At 69.3% G+C, this 18,205-nt stretch carries 13 protein-coding genes and 1 pseudogene; 3 read left to right on the top strand and 11 right to left on the bottom strand.

The window, feature by feature from the left end:
* Positions 1-94: 94 nt before the first annotated feature.
* Both UWG_RS0125910 and UWG_RS0125905 read right to left on the bottom strand, forming a co-directional pair.
* Positions 95-886 (bottom strand): NUDIX hydrolase, encoded by a 792-nt coding sequence (locus tag UWG_RS0125910; protein WP_016910104.1) that lies wholly within the window; start codon positions 884-886, stop codon positions 95-97.
* Positions 887-1,173: 287 nt separating this feature from the next.
* The gene (locus UWG_RS0125905) at positions 1,174-2,406 is read right to left on the bottom strand and encodes a DUF4192 domain-containing protein (RefSeq protein WP_016910103.1); all 1,233 of its coding nucleotides are present in this window, start codon (positions 2,404-2,406) and stop codon (positions 1,174-1,176) included.
* Between the two features lie 142 nt (positions 2,407-2,548).
* On the opposite strand from UWG_RS0125905, the gene UWG_RS0125900 reads away from it, so the two are divergent.
* On the top strand, positions 2,549-4,732 hold the full coding sequence (locus tag UWG_RS0125900) for a RecQ family ATP-dependent DNA helicase (protein WP_016910102.1): 2,184 nt from the start codon (positions 2,549-2,551) through the stop codon (positions 4,730-4,732).
* A gap of 253 nt (positions 4,733-4,985) precedes the next feature.
* Positions 4,986-5,588: a hypothetical protein gene (locus UWG_RS0125895; RefSeq protein WP_016910101.1), complete on the top strand. Its 603-nt coding sequence runs from the start codon at positions 4,986-4,988 to the stop codon at positions 5,586-5,588.
* Positions 5,589-5,713: 125 nt separating this feature from the next.
* Here UWG_RS0125895 and UWG_RS34150 read toward each other — a convergent pair whose 3' ends face one another.
* The 7 genes and pseudogenes from UWG_RS34150 to nrdR all read right to left on the bottom strand — a co-directional run bounded on the left by UWG_RS34150 (position 5,714) and on the right by nrdR (position 13,575).
* Positions 5,714-6,043 (bottom strand): hypothetical protein, encoded by a 330-nt coding sequence (locus tag UWG_RS34150; protein WP_016910100.1) that lies wholly within the window; start codon positions 6,041-6,043, stop codon positions 5,714-5,716.
* 408 nt (positions 6,044-6,451) lie between these two features.
* Positions 6,452-7,135: a ribonuclease HII gene (locus UWG_RS0125885; protein ID WP_016910099.1), complete on the bottom strand. Its 684-nt coding sequence runs from the start codon at positions 7,133-7,135 to the stop codon at positions 6,452-6,454.
* A 261-nt stretch (positions 7,136-7,396) separates the two neighbouring features.
* Positions 7,397-8,056 (bottom strand): histidine phosphatase family protein, encoded by a 660-nt coding sequence (locus tag UWG_RS0125880; protein WP_016910098.1) that lies wholly within the window; start codon positions 8,054-8,056, stop codon positions 7,397-7,399.
* 27 nt (positions 8,057-8,083) lie between these two features.
* Positions 8,084-8,692, bottom strand: coding sequence for a YdbC family protein (locus UWG_RS0125875; protein WP_016910097.1), 609 nt, complete (start codon positions 8,690-8,692; stop codon positions 8,084-8,086).
* A gap of 159 nt (positions 8,693-8,851) precedes the next feature.
* Positions 8,852-9,472: pseudogene (locus tag UWG_RS31590) on the bottom strand (SDR family oxidoreductase); the annotation flags it as partial.
* A gap of 558 nt (positions 9,473-10,030) precedes the next feature.
* Complete coding sequence (locus UWG_RS0125865) at positions 10,031-12,901, bottom strand: vitamin B12-dependent ribonucleotide reductase (RefSeq protein ID WP_016910095.1); 2,871 nt, start codon at positions 12,899-12,901, stop codon at positions 10,031-10,033.
* 128 nt (positions 12,902-13,029) lie between these two features.
* Complete coding sequence (gene nrdR, locus UWG_RS0125860) at positions 13,030-13,575, bottom strand: transcriptional regulator NrdR (protein WP_016910094.1); 546 nt, start codon at positions 13,573-13,575, stop codon at positions 13,030-13,032.
* Between the two features lie 525 nt (positions 13,576-14,100).
* On the opposite strand from nrdR, the gene lexA reads away from it, so the two are divergent.
* Positions 14,101-14,952 carry a transcriptional repressor LexA gene (gene lexA / locus UWG_RS0125855; protein ID WP_016910093.1) on the top strand — a complete coding sequence of 284 codons (852 nt, stop codon included), beginning with the start codon at positions 14,101-14,103 and terminating at the stop codon, positions 14,950-14,952.
* 132 nt (positions 14,953-15,084) lie between these two features.
* Here lexA and UWG_RS0125850 read toward each other — a convergent pair whose 3' ends face one another.
* Together UWG_RS0125850 and UWG_RS0125845 are read right to left on the bottom strand one after the other, a co-directional pair.
* Positions 15,085-17,061 (bottom strand): ATP-dependent DNA helicase, encoded by a 1,977-nt coding sequence (locus UWG_RS0125850; protein WP_016910092.1) that lies wholly within the window; start codon positions 17,059-17,061, stop codon positions 15,085-15,087.
* A gap of 73 nt (positions 17,062-17,134) precedes the next feature.
* Positions 17,135-18,205, bottom strand: a 1,071-nt coding sequence (locus tag UWG_RS0125845; protein ID WP_016910091.1) for an IucA/IucC family protein, incomplete at its 5' end; no start/stop codon positions are given.

Below are 18,205 nucleotides of genomic sequence, written 5' to 3'. Positions count from 1 at the left end.
GGCGCTTGGAGGACACACCCAGGAAAGATAACGCGATATGTCCGACTTTACTGGCAACGCGGCCCGCAGTTCACACCGCTCGGCAAGACACCGCTCACGCCTCGGGACGCAGCATCGGCGGATTGAGTAGAGTGGCACCGCCCATCCTGAACAGCTGTGCGGGGCGCCCGCCTTGGCGAGAGGTCGTGCCGCCGGTCGGAACGAGGAAGCCCGGCGTACCCGTGACCTTGCGATGGAAGTTGCGGGGATCGAGGGCGACCCCCCACACCGCCTCGTAGACCCTGCGCAACTCCCCCACCGTGAACTCCGGCGGACAGAAGGAGGTGGCGAGCGAGGAGTACTCGATCTTTGCCCGGGCCCGATCGACACCTTCCGCCAGGATGCGGTCGTGATCGAAGGCAAGAAGAGACGGAGCGCTTCTTCGGTGCGTTTCGGAGTCCCCCGGCAGCAGCTCGTCGACGGGTACCCATCGCACCTCGGGCTCTCCACCGGCGACATCCCCGAGAACCGATCCCCTGACGACGCCGGTATACGACTCTTGCCCCTCTCCGAGCCCCGAGACGAGCACCAGGTGGGCCACGCTGACGACCCTTGTCCGCGGGTCACGTCCAGGGTCCCCGTACGTGGCCAGCTGTTCCAGGTGTGCGCCGTCGCCGTTGCCGGCGACGTGGACGGAGAGCCCTGTTTTCTCTTTGAGCTCGCGGGCGGCAGCAGCCTCCAGGTCCTCCTGGGCCCCGACGAAGCCCCCGGGCAGAGCCCACCGTCCTCGATCCGGCGACTCGCCGCGTCGCACGACGAGAGTGCGCAGCGCAGACCTGTGCACGGCGAGCACGACCAGGTCGACGGCGACAGCGAACGGGGCTTGGACCGACGGCTCGAAGGGCATGGCCCGATCCTAGTCGTCGCACTGACGATAAACAGGCGTTTGGGAACGCCCGATCGACTCCAGAACGGCGGCAGCAACCGGGCCTCGCACCGGGAGTGGGCGGCCTCCGTTCCGTGGACGGTGCAATGCCTTGTGTGCAGCGGTTGTTGAGGTCGCGTAGCCTCCACGGACTGCACGGGGTGCGCGCACATCGGAGTCGCCCTTCTCGTCTGCCTGGTCGGCGGATTCACCTGCCGACCACGGACGTTGGTCACGGCAAGAACCGCATACGGCTCACCTGCGCATGGTCAGGGCGGGGCCGCCCCTCCCCCGGTTCCGTCGCCGTGCGGAGGCTGCGGCCAGGAGCGGAGAAACGGTGCCGGATCGAGGCCCCGGTTGCAGACCTGGTGGACGAGGACCGCGAAGGGGTAACCGGGATCGCGCCGTAGCGCGAGGCTGCTGGCGATCCGTGAACCCGTGAGGTCTCCGGAGAGCCACGACGTCCACCCTGCGAGCGCCAGCAGCGGTACCGCCAAGTGTGCGTACGGGCCGACGCAGCGCCTGGCGAGCGCCCTCCACAGTCGACCGGCGCCGAGCGTGATCGAACCCCCCACCCAATCGGCTGCGCACCTGCGCATGGGCTCGTTCTGGAGGCCCACGATGAGGCGTGCCGCCTCGTCCGGGGCGACGAGCACGTCGTCATGGGCGTCGGCCCGGTCGTCCGCCAGAGCTTTCGGGGGCGAAGCGACGAAACGGTGGAGAAGGCGCAGCCCCAGACCGACGGATTCGACCCCGCCCCCCTCGGAATGCGACCGGTCCGCGGCGGCCGCGCTCCGATCGGCTCCGGCTTTGCGCAGGGCCGCTTCCTGCGCCTCGAGGGCAGGAGCTGCCAGCGGGGCGAACCTGAGCTCCAGCCGGCTTCTCCGTTCGGGGACGCGGTAGCCCTCGTAGACGGCTGCCGCTGCGATGGGGGACGTCGAAGTCCCGGGGTGCGCAACGCGGTTGCCGTCCGGAGGGCAGCAGTCCGGAAGGGGGCAGAAGAAGGACCAGCAGCGACCGGCTGAGACCCCGCCCACTTCCGCAACGGCAACACCACGCGCTTCGCAGGCTCGCCTCAACGCCTCCGCGAGGGGCCTGAGCCGTCGGCGTACCGCACGCGGTGGCTCATCCTTCCCAGGGTCGCGGCAGAGGAGGAGGACGGCGCTTTCGATCTCCGGCAGGCGGCCGGTCAACGCCTCTGTACCGGCTTCTTCCGGAAGCACCGACTCGGCGAACGCCGCGGCGAAGAAGTGGGGTTCGGCGTCTTCGGGCGGCAGGTCGGCCCTGAGCGCTCCGGCGATGCCGCCGTCGCCGGATGCTGTTCTCACGAGGACGACCGAGTCGTCGGGGAAGAAGCCGAGCAGGTAGGGCAGCACCTCCGCGAGCTGAGGCAGCGTGAGGAGTCCTGTTCGGCCTCCGCTGCCGATGTGGTCGGGGATTCGGTGGCCTGCTTCTTCGGTGTTGCCTGCGGCTGGGGCAGGCGTCGAGGGGTCGAAGTCCATGGGCGGCAGCATGCACCGAAGAGCGAGATCCGTGTCGTGCGTTGTCCCCAGCAAGCCGCATTGATCGTATAGATCGCATCAATCAGCGGTTATCCACAAGGGCAGTTGGGCGAGTGTCGGTCGTCTCGGGTTCCATGGGTCCATGACTGAGACAGACCTGCGCGACGAAGCCGACTCCGTGCTTTCCCGGCTCGTGGGCAAACCCGAGGGCGAGGGCCGCCTGCGAGAGGACCAGTGGCGCGCGGTGCGGGCGCTCGTGGAAGAGGGGCGACGGGCCCTCGTGGTGCAGCGCACGGGATGGGGTAAGTCCGCCGTCTACTTCGTGGCAACGGCTCTCCTCCGGCGCCGTGGCCGCGGTCCCACCGTCCTCGTCTCGCCTCTCCTCGCACTCATGAGGGATCAGGTCGCGGCAGCCGCCCGAGCCGGCATCACAGCGCGGACGATCAACTCCGCCAACCCCGAGGAATGGGAAGAGGTGCACGCGGAGATCGCCGAGGGCGCTGTCGACGTCCTGCTGATCAGCCCGGAGCGGCTCAACAACCCGCAGTTCCGCGACGGCCCCCTCTCCGAGCTCACCGCGTCCACGGGTCTCCTCGTCGTGGACGAGGCCCACTGCATCTCCGACTGGGGCCACGACTTCCGTCCGGACTACCGGAGGCTGCGTACGGTCCTCGCCGAGATGCCGGCAGGCGTCCCGGTCCTCGCCACCACCGCCACGGCGAACTCACGCGTCACGGCCGACGTCGCGGAGCAACTCGGTACCGGTATCGACACCTCGGGCACCGATTCCTCGGAGGAGAGCGCCCCCTTGATCCTCAGGGGCACGCTGGAGCGTGACAGCCTCAGTCTCGGCGTTCTGGAACTCCCCGATGCCGCACACCGTTTGGCGTGGCTCGCCGACCACCTCGCCGAACTTCCCGGTAGCGGCATCGTCTACACGCTCACCGTCTCGGCAGCCGAAGAAGTGGCGGCCTTTCTACGGAGCCGCGGGTACCCGGTGGCCGCCTACACGGGCCGCACGGAGGGAGCCGACCGCGAGGCAGCGGAAGCCGACCTCCTAGCCAACCGGGTCAAAGCACTCGTCGCCACCTCGGCGCTCGGAATGGGCTTCGACAAGCCGGATCTCGGCTTCGTCCTCCACCTCGGCTCTCCCTCCTCCCCCATCGCTTATTACCAGCAGGTGGGCAGGGCCGGACGTGGCGTCGACCACGCCGAGGTGCTGCTCCTGCCCGGCAAGGAGGACCAGGCGATCTGGAGGTACTTCGCCTCCCTGGCCTTCCCGCCCGAAGATCAGGTCCGAAGGACTCTCGGTGTCCTGGAGGAAGCGCCCGGCCCGATGTCCCTCCCGGCTCTCGAACCGCAAGTCGACCTGCGGCGCGGCAGGTTGGAGATGATGCTCAAGGTGCTCGACGTGGACGGCGCCGTGCGGAAGGTGCGGGGCGGCTGGACCTCCACGGGCGCGCCCTGGACCTACGACGCCGAGCGGTACGCCTGGATCGCGCGGCAACGCGAGACCGAGCAGGAGGCGATGCGGGAGTACGCACGCACGTCCGCCTGCCGCATGGAATTCCTGCGCCGTCTTCTCGACGACGATCACGCGGCTCCCTGCGGGCGCTGCGACAACTGCACCGCACCGCGCTTCTCAGCCGAGATCTCCGAGGCGACGCTCGCCGCGGCACGCGGAGAACTCCACCGTCCCGGCGTGGAGGTGGAACCCCGGAAGATGTGGCCCACGGGCCTTCCGTCCATCGGCCTCGAGCTGAAGGGCAAGATCCCGGAAACAGAGAGGACAGAGGCGGGCAGAGCCCTGGGCCGTCTCTCGGACATCGGCTGGGGTAACCGTCTTCGTCCGATGGTCGCCCCGCAAGCATCGGACGCTCCCGTGCCCGACGACGTCCTCGAGGCCGTCGTCTCCGTGCTCACCGAGTGGGCCAAGGGGCCCGGAGGTTGGGCATCCGGGGAGGCAGAGGCCCCTCGGCGTCCGGTCGGGGTGGTCGGTGTCGAGTCGACGTCGAGACCGCAACTCGTGCGCTCGCTCGCGGAGCGCGTCGCTGCGATCGGTCGGATGCCCCTGCTCGGGAACGTCGCCACCGCGTACGAGGCCGGCGTCCCACCACGGAGCAACAGCGCACAGAGAGTGCGAACCCTCGAAGGAGCCATGCAACTCCCGGCGTCGACGGCCGAAGCCGTGACGCAGGCCCGAGGCCCCGTGCTGCTCGTCGACGACTACACCGAGACGGGATGGACGCTGGCAGTCGGCGGAAGGCTGCTTCGCAAGGCAGGCGCCGAGGCGGTACTGCCCCTGGTACTCGGCATCCAGAGCTGAGCGGAGAGGAAGAGTCGGATGGGGTTGAGGAACCTTCGGCAGGCGGCGCACACGCTGGCAGCCGTCTTCCACCGGGCACGAGAGATCGGACACTGCTCCCCAACCGACCGCCCATCGCGGGCAGTTGTTCGTGGCAGTGCGCGCATGCGTGTTCGCCGTCCTTCACGGAAGTGCTCGGAACCGGAGTATCGCCGTTGCCGAGTGGCTTGGCTCACAGGAGAATTGGTAGCGCCAACTGGACGGAGGGAGGAACGTGACCTTCGGATTCACTCCCCCGCCGCCCACCACCGACTCCGCCTCCAGGCTGAGTCGTGCCCTGGAACCCGCCGAGTGGTCGTCGGCCGGAATTCCGCTGCTGCGCAACCCGCGGGAGATGATCAGGGAACTTTGCGAAAGGCACGGCACCGCGCTCACCACCGTGATCGTCGCTGTGCTGAACCCGGACGAACGACTCGCGGCCAGCGCGTCGTTCGGACAGCAGACGGAACACCCCGACGGATGGGAGTTCCGCAACGCTCTGCTCGACAGGTTGCGCCGAGTGATACCGCACGACCTGCGCCGACGCGTCCCCTTACGGACCGCGGTCCTCGTCTGCCACCGCAGCGGAGACCATCGCTGGACCGAGCTGGACGGCGCGTGGATGTGGGGGCTCCGCGACGCCTGCACGCTGCACGGGCTGCGGTGCGGCGCCTACATAACCGTCACACCCGGCGGTTGGCAGGTCTTCGGAGAGGAGCGCGGCGGGCGGCACCCGCACGCAACTGTCCCCTCGGGAGGCGAGACGACAGCCGGCAAGGAGCCTGCGCAGGCCCCGGCCGATGTCCGCGAACCATGTACGGGCGAACACACTGGCTGACGTGCCTGACTTCCGCCTTCCGGTCGGTCACGCCGGGTCGGGGGCCGCACGGCCCCGCCGGTGCGGGCGGCGGACCGAAGCAGCAGGCACCGCCACGGTCTGCCCGAGCGGCGGGCGCCGTCGGATCACAGCAGCGCGCGCAACCGCTGCGGGTCCCCGCACACGATCAGGGTGTCGTGGGCCTTCCCCAGAGCTGCAGGCAGCGCAGCAGCCGCCTGCGCGTCGCTACCTCCGTTGACGGCGAGGACCACCACGCCCCGGGACCTGAGGTGCTCGGTAGCGGACGCCTCGGCGAAGAACACGTCCTCGCTCTCGGTCTGTTGGCGCCAGTAGGCGTCCTCCCCGAAGGAGAGTTCGTGCTGGGTCCAGGGGTGGGACTCGCCGGTCGTGAGAACGAGAACGTCGTCCGGGGACCGGCCTTCGTCGAGAAGGGAGTCGACCACCTCGTCCGCCACCTCGACTGCGGTGGCCTCGGTGGCCTCCCGCAGGTCGATCTGTGCGGCCTTCTGCCGGTCTGCGGCGGTCGACGCCGGCTTTCCGGCCGAGCGACCTCCCTGGCGGCCTCCGGTTCGCCGGGGTTCAGCCCCCTGCCTGCCCTCTGCACTGTGAGGCGCGGGACGCGAGGCCGACCTGGGTCCGGGGACCGCTGCGGAAGAGGCAACCTGCGATGTACTGGCGGACCCTGCTGCGCTGCGGGGGCCCGGAACACTCTCGGAAATCTGTGGCTCCTCAGGGGTGAGAGGCATGGTGTGATGTCTATCAAACGCGGACAGGTGGCGCGTGGGCGGGGCGGCCAAGGCTCTCGGCACACTCCTGGCGCTGAGTTCGCGGCTGTCGGGCTTCATACTGCGGGTTCTTCGAGTTCAGAAAAGGCCGATCTGCTCCGATGGTTCAGGCTCGATCCTGTTCCGCTTCAGATGCTTCCAACGCGGCAGCCCATCCATGTACGACCAGGACAATCGGTGGTACGGCGTGGGTCCGTGCTCTTCGAGAGCGGCACGGTGCACGGGCGAGGGGTAGCCGGCGTTGTCCGCAAAGCAGAAGTCGAGGTGTGCAGAGCCGAGTTGGGCCATCAGCGCGTCCCTCCGCACCTTCGCGATCACCGAGGCGGCCGCGACCGGCACGCAGGACTGGTCGCCCTTTATGACGGTGCGCACGTTCCAGGCGGGGCCGAGGTAGTCGTGCTTACCGTCGAGGATCACCGCTTCCGGTCGCTCCGGGAGCGATTCGAGCGCACGGGTGGCGGCGAGGCGCTGGGCCGCCGTCATCCCGAGTTCGTCGATCTCCTCAGCCGACGCGTACCCCAAGCCGAATGCGGTGACCCACCGCACCAGCTCGTCCGCCAGCGCTGTGCGGCGCTTCTCGGTGAGCAGCTTGGAGTCCGTGAGCCCTTCCGGCGGCCGACGCAGTCCCGTGATCGTCGCGCACACGGCGACCGGTCCGGCCCAGGCGCCGCGGCCGACCTCATCGACTCCCGCGATGATCCTGGCTTGGGAGGTGGCACGGATCGATCGTTCGATGCGGTGCGTCGGAGGCTCGTACGGCATGGCGGCAGTCAGCGTATCCGCTCCCGATTCGACGCGCTCATCCACCCCCGCATCTTCTCCAGGAGACGCCTGTGGCACGGGACTTCGGCATGCGTGGTTCCCCTGAGGAGAGAGCTCGAGCGCGGAGTTGGTCCGCCTGTTTTGGCTCGCGGGGAAAGCACCCAGCGGCCGACGAGAGCGGGCTGCACCTTCCGCAGGGGGTGTCCCGAGCCGGCGACCAGGCAAGCGGCCGGCACTGTGCTTCCTGCCGCTGTGCCCGCCTCATACACGGGGTCCGTAGGGGCGCGGGGTGCGCCATTTCTCGAAGGGTCGGTCGAGGTGGTAGCGGCCGTCGCGCTCGAGGAGAAGCGATCGGGCCTCGCCGTTGTCCGGGTTGGAGAGCGACTCGAACTCCGCCACGCTCCAGTGCAGCCAGCGCATGCAGAAGAGCCGCATCGTCAGCCCATGGGTGACGAGGAGAACGTTGGGCGGATGATCGGGGTTCTCGAAGCTCCGCCACAAGCTCTCCAGGAAGGCTCCGACCCGGTCGTAGACGTCGGCGCCGGACTCCCCCTGGGCGAAGCGGTAGAAGAAGTGCCCGTAGGCGTCGCGGTACGCCTTCTGGTCGCGCACATCCTGACGGTCCTGCCAGTTCCCCCAGTCCTGTTCGCGCAGGCGCGGCTCCTCCCGTACCCGCATGAGCGACGAGTCGAGGCCCAAAGCCGTGAGCGTCTGGTGGGTGCGTCGGTAAGGGGAGACGTACACCGAGACGCCCTCGTCGCCGAGCTGCTCGCGCAGGCGCTTCCCCGCATCCCTCGCCTGTTGCTGTCCGCGCTCGGTGAGCGCCAGTGCGTGGTCGGGGACGCGCTCGTAGACGCTGTCGTCGTTGTTTCCCTCGGACTCCCCGTGACGGAGGAGCACGATGCGGCGCGGTCGGGCCATACGCCCACCGTAGGTCAGCAGCCGGGCTCAGACCGTCCAGCTCGGCTCGAGATCGATCACGTCACCGGCAACCTTGCTCACGTCCGCACCGAACTGGGTACGGAACGCAAGGCGCTCCATGCGCTCCTCGCGGTACTTACCGTGCTCCGCCGTCGAATCCCACATGGACAGCACGAGGAACTCGTCCTCGGTCTGTGCCTGCGCGAACACGCCGCGCAGCATGCCGGGCGACCCCGCCATCGCAGGGTTCCAGACCTTCTCCTGCATCGCCGTGTAATGCTCGATCCGGTCGTGGCGCACCTGCGAGTGGGCCACGCGCAACAGGTCGGCGTCGGTGAAGACGGGCCGGAAGCCCGTCTTCACGTCGAAGCGGTACTCGAAGAGCCGCACCTGGAGATCCTTGTACGTACCGACCTGGGCGGCGTGCAGACGATCGTGCGAGCGCGCCATGAAGGAGTCGTAGAACGCGCGGCTGTCCCAGAATCCGAAGACGTGCGCGACCCCTTCCCTCGCTCTGCTCCAACCGCCGCCCTGTCCCCGGAACCCCGGTTCTCCGAGCAGCCCGGCCCACTTCCGCTGCCCCCGCTCGAAGCCCGGACGGTCGACGACGGTGCAGCGCATCCACTTGACCAGCACCGCGCCATCGTACGGCCATACCGCTTGCGGGTTGACGGATACCGCGGAGAGCAGCAACTCCCCGGATTGCGAGCCAAGTTCTGTTCCGCCGTCGCTGGAGGCCCAGTGAGCATCGGGCGGACGCTCCGAAGACGCCCGTACGCTGCGGAAGGGGACCGACTACGCGCTCCCGGGCGGGCCGAAGCGCTCGTCGAGGTAGGCGTCGTAGGTCCGTCGTCCGTAGCGGTGTTGAGGGGCGAGGTTTCCCCCTGCACGGTAGGCTCCGAAGATTCGGCCTGGAATACGCACCGGCACGACGCGTCCGCCGCCCTCCCGGCGGAGCGTGCGCTGAGCGAGGTCCACGGCGCCGAGCACCTCGGGCCCACCGATGTCGTCCACGTGTCCGGACGGCTCTCGGGCCGCCAGTTCCACGAGACGCAGGGCGACATCACGGACGTCGATGGGCTGGAACCGTACTCCCGCGGGAACGAAGGTGAACGGTACGCGGCGCTGCATCGTCGTGAACTGGGCGACGAGATCGTGGAACTGAGTGGCGCGCTGCACGGTCCACGGCAGGCCGGAGCCCTGGACGATCCGTTCGGTCTCGGCTTTGGTCCGGTAGTAGCCGAGCGGCACCCGGTCGACGCCGACGATGGACACGTGGATCAGCGGCGGTGCTCCGACGCGCCGGGCCGCTTCGACGAGACAGCGGGTCGCCCGAAGATCTCTTCGACCCAGCGTCGTGGCGCAGTTGACGATCAAACCCGCTCCGTCGAGCGCCGCGGCCAGTCCCTCGCCCGTGACGAGGTTCCCTGTTGCCTATTGGAGATCGTTGCCGCTGTCGCCACCTGTCGCCTGCGTGTCTCCCGCTCCGCGTGCCCGTCGGCTCAACACCCTTACGGGACGCGCCTCTTCGCTGAAGGCGCGCACGACAGCCCTGCCCAACGTTCCGGTTCCGCCCGTGACGAGTACCGGCGCAGTCCCGCTCACGTGCAACACCTCCTCGTACGCAGACGTCCGGCCGGTGACTCCCTGCAACGGACTTCGGGACGTCGTGCAAGCCATGGTCCTACGAGGAGGCGCCCGGTCCGCGTCGGCTCCGGCCACGGGTCACTCGGCGGAGGCGCGACCGCGCGCGGCCTCCACTGCCGCAGCCGACGGCGGAATGGTTGCACCTGCAACAACTACGCCGCCGGGGTGACCGACAAGATGCGGCGCGGGCCCCACCGTCACGGCGTGTGCAATCGGTGCAGCGGCCCCCGTCTTCCGAGCGCGGAGAGGGCGCCGACCGTCGGTCGACGCCCTCTCTCAGGCGGGGTTCAGCAGACGCTCACCGGCGCACGGGACACATCCCCGCGCTCAGCTGCAGCCGCTCGTCGAGCCGCACCCCTCGCAGAGGTAGCAGCTGCCCGCGCGGCGCATCTTGGTGCCGCAGGAGAAGCAGAGCGGTGCATCGGCGTTGAGGCCGAGCTGCATCTCCATGAGCTCCGTCGAGTTGTGCGCCTCGCGCGGTGCCGGGGCCGCGGCCTCCGGTTCCGGAGCGGTGCGGTCGGCCTCTTCGGGGTCCTTCTGCTTCGCCGGCTGCTGGGCCTTGGGCGCCGACTGGGAGAGCCCGTCGAGGTCGTACTCGTCGTCGGCCGGCTCGTAGGAGCCCGTCTCCAGGTGGCGCTGGCGCTCCGCGGCCGAGTGGATACCGAGCGCCGAGCGTGTCTCGAACGGCAGGAAGTCCAGGGCGAGTCGGCGGAAGATGTAGTCGACGATCGACTGCGCCATCCGCACGTCCGAGTCGTCGGTCATCCCGGCCGGCTCGAACCGCATGTTCGTGAACTTCGAGACGTACGTCTCCAGCGGCACTCCGTACTGGAGGCCGACGGAGATCGCGATCGAGAAGGCGTCCATCATCCCGGCGAGCGTCGAGCCCTGCTTCGACATCTTGAGGAAGACCTCACCGAGGCCGTCGTCCGGGTACGAGTTGGCCGTGATGTACCCCTCGGCCCCGCCCACGGTGAAGGAGGTGGTGATACCGGGCCTCCCCTTCGGCAGGCGACGGCGCACCGGACGGTACTCCACGACCTGCTCGGTCTTCGGCTCCTCCTTCTGCTTCGCCGAGAGCGGCTGACCGACCTTGCTGTTCTCGACGTAGACGGCGAGCGCCTTGGTGCCGAGCTTCCAGCCCTGGAGGTAGATCTCCTCGACGTCCTCAACGGTGCTGGACGCCGGCATGTTGACGGTCTTGGAGATGGCACCCGAGAGGAACGGCTGCGCGGCGGCCATCATCCGCACGTGGCCCATCGGGGAGATGGACCGCTCGCCCATCGCGCAGTCGAAGACCTCGTAGTGCTCGGGGCGCAGCCCGGGAGCGTCGACCACGTTGCCGTGCTCGGCGATGTGCTCGACGATCGCCTCGACCTGCTCCGGCTGGTAGCCGAGCCGCTTGAGCGCCTTCGGCACGGTGTTGTTGACGATCTGCATGGAGCCGCCGCCGACCAGCTTCTTGAACTTCACCAGCGCCAGGTCGGGCTCGACACCCGTGGTGTCGCAGTCCATCATCAGCCCGATGGTCCCGGTCGGCGCCAGCACCGATGCCTGGGCGTTCCGGAAGCCGTTCTTCTCGCCGAGCCGCTCGACGTCCTGCCACGCCTCGGTGGCCGCGGCCCAGACCGGGTTGTCGAGGTCGTCCATGCGCACGGCCGCGTCGTTCGCCTCGCGGTGCTGGCGCATCACGCGGCGGTGTGCGTCGGAGTTGCGGGCGTACCCCTCGTACGGGCCGACAGCAGCGGCGAGTTCGGCGGAGCGCTTGTAGGAGGTGCCGGTCATCAGCGAGGTGATGGCACCCGCGAGGGCACGCCCGCCGTCGCTGTCGTAGGCGTGTCCCGTGGCCATCAGCAGCGCGCCGAGGTTGGCGTAGCCGATGCCGAGCTGGCGGAAGGCGCGGGTCGTCTCGCCGATCTTCTCGGTGGGGAAATCGGCGAAGCAGATGGAGATGTCCATCGCCGTGATGACGAGCTCGGTGATTTTCGCGAACCGCTCGGCGTCGAAGGACTGGTTGCCCTCGTCGTCGTCGCGCAGGAACTTCATCAGGTTCAGCGACGCGAGATTGCACGAGGAGTTGTCCAGGTGCATGTACTCGCTGCACGGGTTGGACGCGGTGATGCGGCCCGACTCCGGCGAGGTGTGCCAGTGGTTGATGGTGTCGTCGTACTGGACACCGGGGTCGGCGCAGACGTGGGCGGCCTCCGCCATCTTGCGGAAGAGCTCCTTGGCGTCGACCTCCTCCAACGGCTCGCCCGTCATCCTGCTGCGCAGCGAGAACTTGGTGCCGTTCTCGACGGCCTTCATGAACTCGTCGTTGACGCGCACGGAGTTGTTGGCGTTCTGGTACTGCACGGAGGCGATGTCGTCGCCTCCGAGGTCCATGTCGAAGCCCGCGTCCCGCAGGGCGCGGATCTTCTCCTCCTCCTTCACCTTGGTGTCGATGAAGGCCTCGATGTCCGGGTGGTCGACGTCGAGTACGACCATCTTCGCCGCCCGCCGGGTCGCGCCGCCCGACTTGATGGTGCCGGCGGAGGCGTCCGCACCCCGCATGAAGGAGACGGGGCCCGAGGCGTTGCCGCCCGAGGAGAGGAGCTCCTTGGAGGAGCGGATACGCGAGAGGTTGAGCCCGGCGCCCGAACCGCCCTTGAAGATCATCCCCTCTTCCTTGTACCAGTCGAGGATCGACTCCATCGAGTCGTCGACGGAGAGGATGAAGCAGGCGCTGACCTGCTGCGGCTGCTTCGTCCCGACGTTGAACCAGACAGGGGAGTTGAAGGCGAAGATCTGGTGGAGCACGGCATAGGCGAGCTCGTGCTCGAAGATCTCCGCTTCCTCCGGCGAGGCGAAGTAACCATTCTCCTCACCGGTCTTGCGGTAGGTCTTCACGACGCGGTCGATCAGCTGCTTGAGGCTGTTCTCCCGCTGCGGGGTACCGACGGCGCCCCTGAAGTACTTGCTGGTGACGATGTTGACCGCGTTCACCGACCAGAAGTCGGGAAACTCGACGCCGCGCTGCTCGAAGTTGACCGAGCCGTCGCGCCAGTTGGTCATGACGACGTCGCGGCGCTCCCAGGTGACCTCGTCGTACGGGTGCACACCGGGGGTCGTGTGGATGCGCTCGATCCGCAGCCCCTTCTTCGCCTTGCCGCCCTTCGCGCGGGAGCCGCGTGCCGGGCCGCTCGTCGTCTCTGTCATTCCGCCTCCCTTTCAGGGCATAACGCCCCGATGCACCCCGGTTCTTCCCGAGGATTTCTCTCTGTCTGGGTCTGTCTGGCTCTGCCGAGGCGCAGACGTACTCCGCCCCCCACAGCAACGGAGAGTGGTCAGCCCGCCGCGGGCTGCACTGCGGAGCCGCCTGCCCCGCCCTCCCCTTCGAGCCGGGGCCCCACGACCCCTTCCACCCCGCCGGCGCCGCCCTCGGCGACGGGATTGCTACGCAACTCGGCTATCGCGGCCTCGAAGTCCTCCAGCGACTCGAACGCCCGGTAGACGGACGCGAACCGCAGGTAGGCGACCACGTCGAGGTCCTGGAGCGGCCCGAGTATGGCGAGGCCGACGTCGTGCGCGGAGAGCTCGGCGCTACCCGTCGCCCTGACCGCCTCCTCGACCTGCTGGCCCAGCTGCGCCAGGGCATCCTCCGTGACGGGCCTTCCCTGGCATGCCTTGCGGACGCCGGCGATGACCTTGTCCCGGCTGAACGGCTCCGTGACGCCGCTTCGCTTGATCACCGTGAGCGACGAGTTCTCCATCGTCGTGAAGCGACGGGAGCAGTCGGGACACTGACGGCGGCGACGGATCGCTGTCCCGTCGTCGGTGGTCCTGCTGTCGACCACGCGGCTGTCGGGGTGCCTGCAGAAGGGACAGTGCATCGTTTCCCACCCTCCTCGGACCCCCGGGAGCCCGCACGGCACGCGACAGCGCACGGCCACGACGAACAAGCATGACGAACAAGACCTTCCGGGCCTGAGATCATCCCCGAAGGCAGCCACCAGCATAGACCAAGGCTCCGCGGACTCAACACCGGGGACCACAAGTTGTGGGTGGCGCGCACTCATGTAACCACTAGATCTGGTGCCGGTCCGTCAGCACGCGATCCTTGCGTGTCGGCGACCGACGGCAGCCGAGCCTACGCGAGCGCCGGCGAGCGACGGTCCGCGGGGCTGAGCCGTGGGACGACCTGAAAGACTGCGGGGCACAATGGGGCCCGCCCGTCGAGCAGGACCGCACCCGCAGTGCGCAGGGGTCCGCGATGACGGATAAACGGCTATCCATACACCTACGCAGTGGGCGAATTCAGGAGAACGACGAATTTTCACTCGAACGTGTGTTTGGCGCAACCTTTCGAAACCAACTACCGTTGTCTCACTAGGGAGAACCATTCGAGAGGGGCCGACGTGACCACCACCGCAGACAGCGCCACCATCACCCCCCAGGGCCGACAGGCGCAGTCGATCGACCAGAATCAGCAGGTGAGTTCGGCGGACGCAGAAAGCTCGGCAGCCCCGGGGGGGCTCGACACGGAGGGTGAGGACGCCGTCCCCTCCCCCGGAGCCTCGGAGGACCCGCAGGCCAAGCGATCGCTCCCTGGACGACCTCCCGGCATCCGGGCGGACAGCTCCGGACTCACCGACCGCCAGCGTCGCGTCATCGAGGTGATCCGCGACTCGGTGCAGCGGCGCGGCTACCCGCCGTCCATGCGGGAGATCGGGCAGGCCGTGGGGCTCTCCAGCACCTCGTCGGTCGCCCACCAGCTGATGGCGCTCGAACGCAAGGGCTTCCTGCGGCGCGACCCGCACCGCCCCCGCGCCTACGAGGTACGCGGCTCCGACACCCCCGCGAGCCAGGCGGCAGCCGACACCACAGGCAAGCCCTCCGCCTCCTACGTCCCGTTGGTCGGTCGGATCGCGGCGGGTGGGCCGATCCTCGCGGAGGAGTCCGTCGAGGACGTCTTTCCTCTCCCCCGCCAACTCGTAGGCGACGGCGAGCTGTTCGTCCTCAAGGTCGTAGGGGACTCGATGCTCGACGCCGCCATCTGCGACGGCGACTGGGTCACCGTCAGGCGCCAGCCCGTCGCCGAGAACGGCGACATCGTCGCGGCGATGCTCGACGGCGAGGCGACGGTCAAGCGGTTCCGCCGCGAGGACGGCCACGTCTGGCTCGTACCGCACAACGCTTCCTACCAGCCGATCCCGGGCGATGACGCCACCATCCTCGGAAAGGTGGTCGCCGTCCTTCGCCGCGTCTGACGACACCGCCTCCGTGCCAGCCCATGGCGCCGAGCCCCGGAAGAGAGCGGGGAGTGGCCCATGGGCTGCGCGCATGTCCCTCCGGGCTCGAAATCCCGACGGCAGAAGGCGAGTTGACGGCGGCCCCGGGCGTCAGCCCTTCGCAGCCGCGTCGATCGCCGCGAGAGAGCGGCGGACCTGGTTGCGGTCGGTGGTGTACCAGAAGTCGGGCATCGAAGCCCGCAGGAAGCTGCCGTACCGCGCGCGCTCCAGACGCGGATCGAGGACCGCCACCACGCCCCTGTCTCCCGAGGCCCGCACGAGCCGCCCCGCGCCCTGCGCCATCAGCAGGGCGGCGTGCGTCGCCGCGACGGCCATGAAGCCGTTGCCGCCCGACTCCTGGACGGCCTTCTGACGGGCGCTCATCAGCGGATCGTCGGGGCGGGGGAAGGGAACCCGGTCCATCACCACCAGCTGGCAGTTGGCGCCGGGGACGTCCACGCCCTGCCACAGGGAGAGGGTGCCGAAGAGGCACGTGCCGGCGTCGTCGGCGAAGCGCCGGATGAGCTCGCCCAGCGTCTCCTCGCCCTGCAGGAGGATGGGAAGGTCGAGTCGGCCGCGGAGTTCCTCGGCCGCCGTCTGCGCGGCACGCATCGACGAGAAGAGACCGAGCGTCCGGCCGCCCGCGGCCTCCACCAGCTCCGCCAACTCGTCGAGCATGTCGGTGCGTTGACCCTCGCGGCCCGGGGTCGCCAGGTGCTTGGCGACGTAGAGGATGCCCTGCTTGCGGTAGTCGAAGGGTGAACCGACGTCGAGGCCGCGCCAGTGCGGGCCTGCCGACTCGTCCGCGTCCTCCCGTGTCCCCTCGGGTGCGAGGCCGAGGGAGGCGCCGACGCCGTTGAAGTCCCCGCCGAGCTTGAGCGTCGCCGAGGTGAGGACGACCGAGCGGTCGTCGAAGAGCTTCTCACGGAGGAGTCCCGAGACGGTGAGGGGGGCGACGCGGATCGAGGCGCCGTAGCGGTCGTGGCGCTCGTACCAGAGGACGTCGTACTCGGAGGTCTCCAGGATGCGCTCGGCCACTTCGCGGACGTTCTCGATGGAGGCCGTCGCCTGCTTGCGGACGGCGTCCTCGTCCTGGACGGAGCGGTCCTTGGTGTCGCCGAGGGCGGTGAGGCAGGTGCGGGCCGCGTCCCTCAGGAGCATCAACCCGTGGGCGAGGCCCTCGGGGAGCTCGCCCTCCAGGCGCCCCGGGAGGGCGAGCTCCATGAGCCGCTCGAACTCCTCGGCTGCCGACTGGAGTTGGTCTGCCGCCTTCTCGTTGACGAGCTTGCTCGCGCGACGCACCGCGCGGTGCACGCCGCCGGGCGTCAGCTCGCCCGTCGCGACGCCGGTGACGCGGGAGACGAGCTCGTGCGCCTCGTCGACGACGAGGACGTCGTGGCTCGGAAGGACGGGGGCACCGTCGATCGCGTCGATCGCGAGGAGGGCGTGGTTGGTGATGACGACGTCCGCGACCTTGGCGCGCTCCCGCGCCGCCTCGGCGAAGCACTCCATGCCGTAGGCGCACTTGGCGGCCCCGAGGCACTCGCGCGAGGAGACCGAGACCTGGCCCCAGGCGCGGTCGGAGACGCCGGGGGTGAGGTCGTCGCGGTCGCCCGTCTCGGTGTCGTCGGACCAGTCGCGGAGGCGGAGGAGGTCCTGGCCGAGCTTGGAGCTGGGGGCGGCCGCCTCGAAGGGGTCGAAGAGGCCCTCTTCCTCCTCCTGCGGCACGCCCTCGTGGAGGCGGTGGAGGCAGAGGTAGTTGGAGCGGCCCTTGAGCATCGCGAACTCGGGGCGACGGCGCAGCAGGGGGTGCAGCGCCTTGACCGTACGCGGCAGGTCCCGTTCGACGAGCTGCCGTTGGAGCGCGAGCGTCGCGGTGGCCACGACGACGCGCTCGCCCTGGGCGAGGGCGGGGACCAGGTAGCCGAGGGACTTACCGGTGCCGGTGCCCGCTTGGACGAGGAGGTGGCGCCCCTCCTCGACGGCCTGGGCCACGGCCTCGGCCATGGCGACCTGGCCCGGTCGCTCCGTGCCGCCGACGGCGGTGACGGCGGCGTGCAGGAGTTCGGTGAGGGCGGGCTTGCTCATAGCTCCGCCACCTTACGCGGAACGACTGACAACGCGCTCCCGCCCTCCGCACCCGGCCCCGGGACGGCCGCCCTCACGCTTGGTGCAGCGGGTTGGGCACGGTGCCGTGCACGGCCGCGTGCGGACGGTCGGGACGGTCGCGGTAACCGTCGAGGTGGAGGCGGTTGCGGTTGAGGCAGAGGCGCTCGATCCGCGGCGTGAGGAGGTCGAAGGTCTCGAAGCGGTGCTTCAGTCCGGGGAACCGCCGGTGGTACCTGTCGATCTCGGCGCGCACCAGGGACCAGAACTCCCCCTCGGGGACGCCGAGTTGCTCGCGGCACTGGGGCGCGAGGTAGCGGAGGACGCCGACGAAGAGCCCCGAATGGATGAACTGGGTGAGGAAGGCAGGCGGCTCGGAGAGGAGCACGGAGCGCACGTCCCCCGGCATCGCCTCCAGCTCGGGAAGGGGCTCGGCGCTGACGTTGACGTCGTCGACGAAGTCCTTCACCGCGAGCCGGACCGGAACCTCGTCCCCGTCGAAGACGACGATCGCATTCTCGCCGTGCGGGGAGAAGACGACGCCGTAGCGGTAGAGGAAGTGGAGGAGCGGAGGGAGCAGCGCGGCGAAGAGGCGGCGGAGCCACACACGGGGCTCGAGGCCGGAAAGGGCGACGAGTTCGGCGGTGAAGGAGCGGCCGGCCGGGTCGAGGTGGATGAGCGAGGCGAGGGTGCGAGCGCGCTCACCGGCGTCGAGCTGCGGGGGCAGCGGCTCGCGCCAGATGCAGCCGAGGAGTTCGCGGTACTGGTACGGGACGGTCGGGAGCCGGTCGTACACGGGGTGGGCCACCGCGAGCGAGGCGACCTCGCCGAGGAGGACGACCCGGCACTCCTCAGCGAGGAACCGATCCTGCGCGCTGATTCCCTGTACCCATGCCGTCACGGCTGGCGCGGCGAGGGTGCGCTCCGTCGGAAGCCCGCGCCACACCAGGGTGTTGAGGATCGAGAGGGGCAGCTTGACGGTGTGCCGCTCCGGGCTGGTGGTGTTGGCGAAGGTGCGGATCGACTGCTGCCCGAGGCGGAGGTCGGGGTCGCAGGGGAGCGGCACGATCGCGTCGTCGGCGAGGGCGGGGGTGAAGAGGGGGACGACCGTCTGGTCCCACTGCCA

It is taken from the genome of Streptomyces xiaopingdaonensis (assembly GCF_000262345.1).
GTDB classification, from domain to species: domain Bacteria; phylum Actinomycetota; class Actinomycetes; order Streptomycetales; family Streptomycetaceae; genus Streptomyces; species Streptomyces xiaopingdaonensis.
This window is presented reverse-complemented; position numbering and strand designations above follow the sequence as displayed.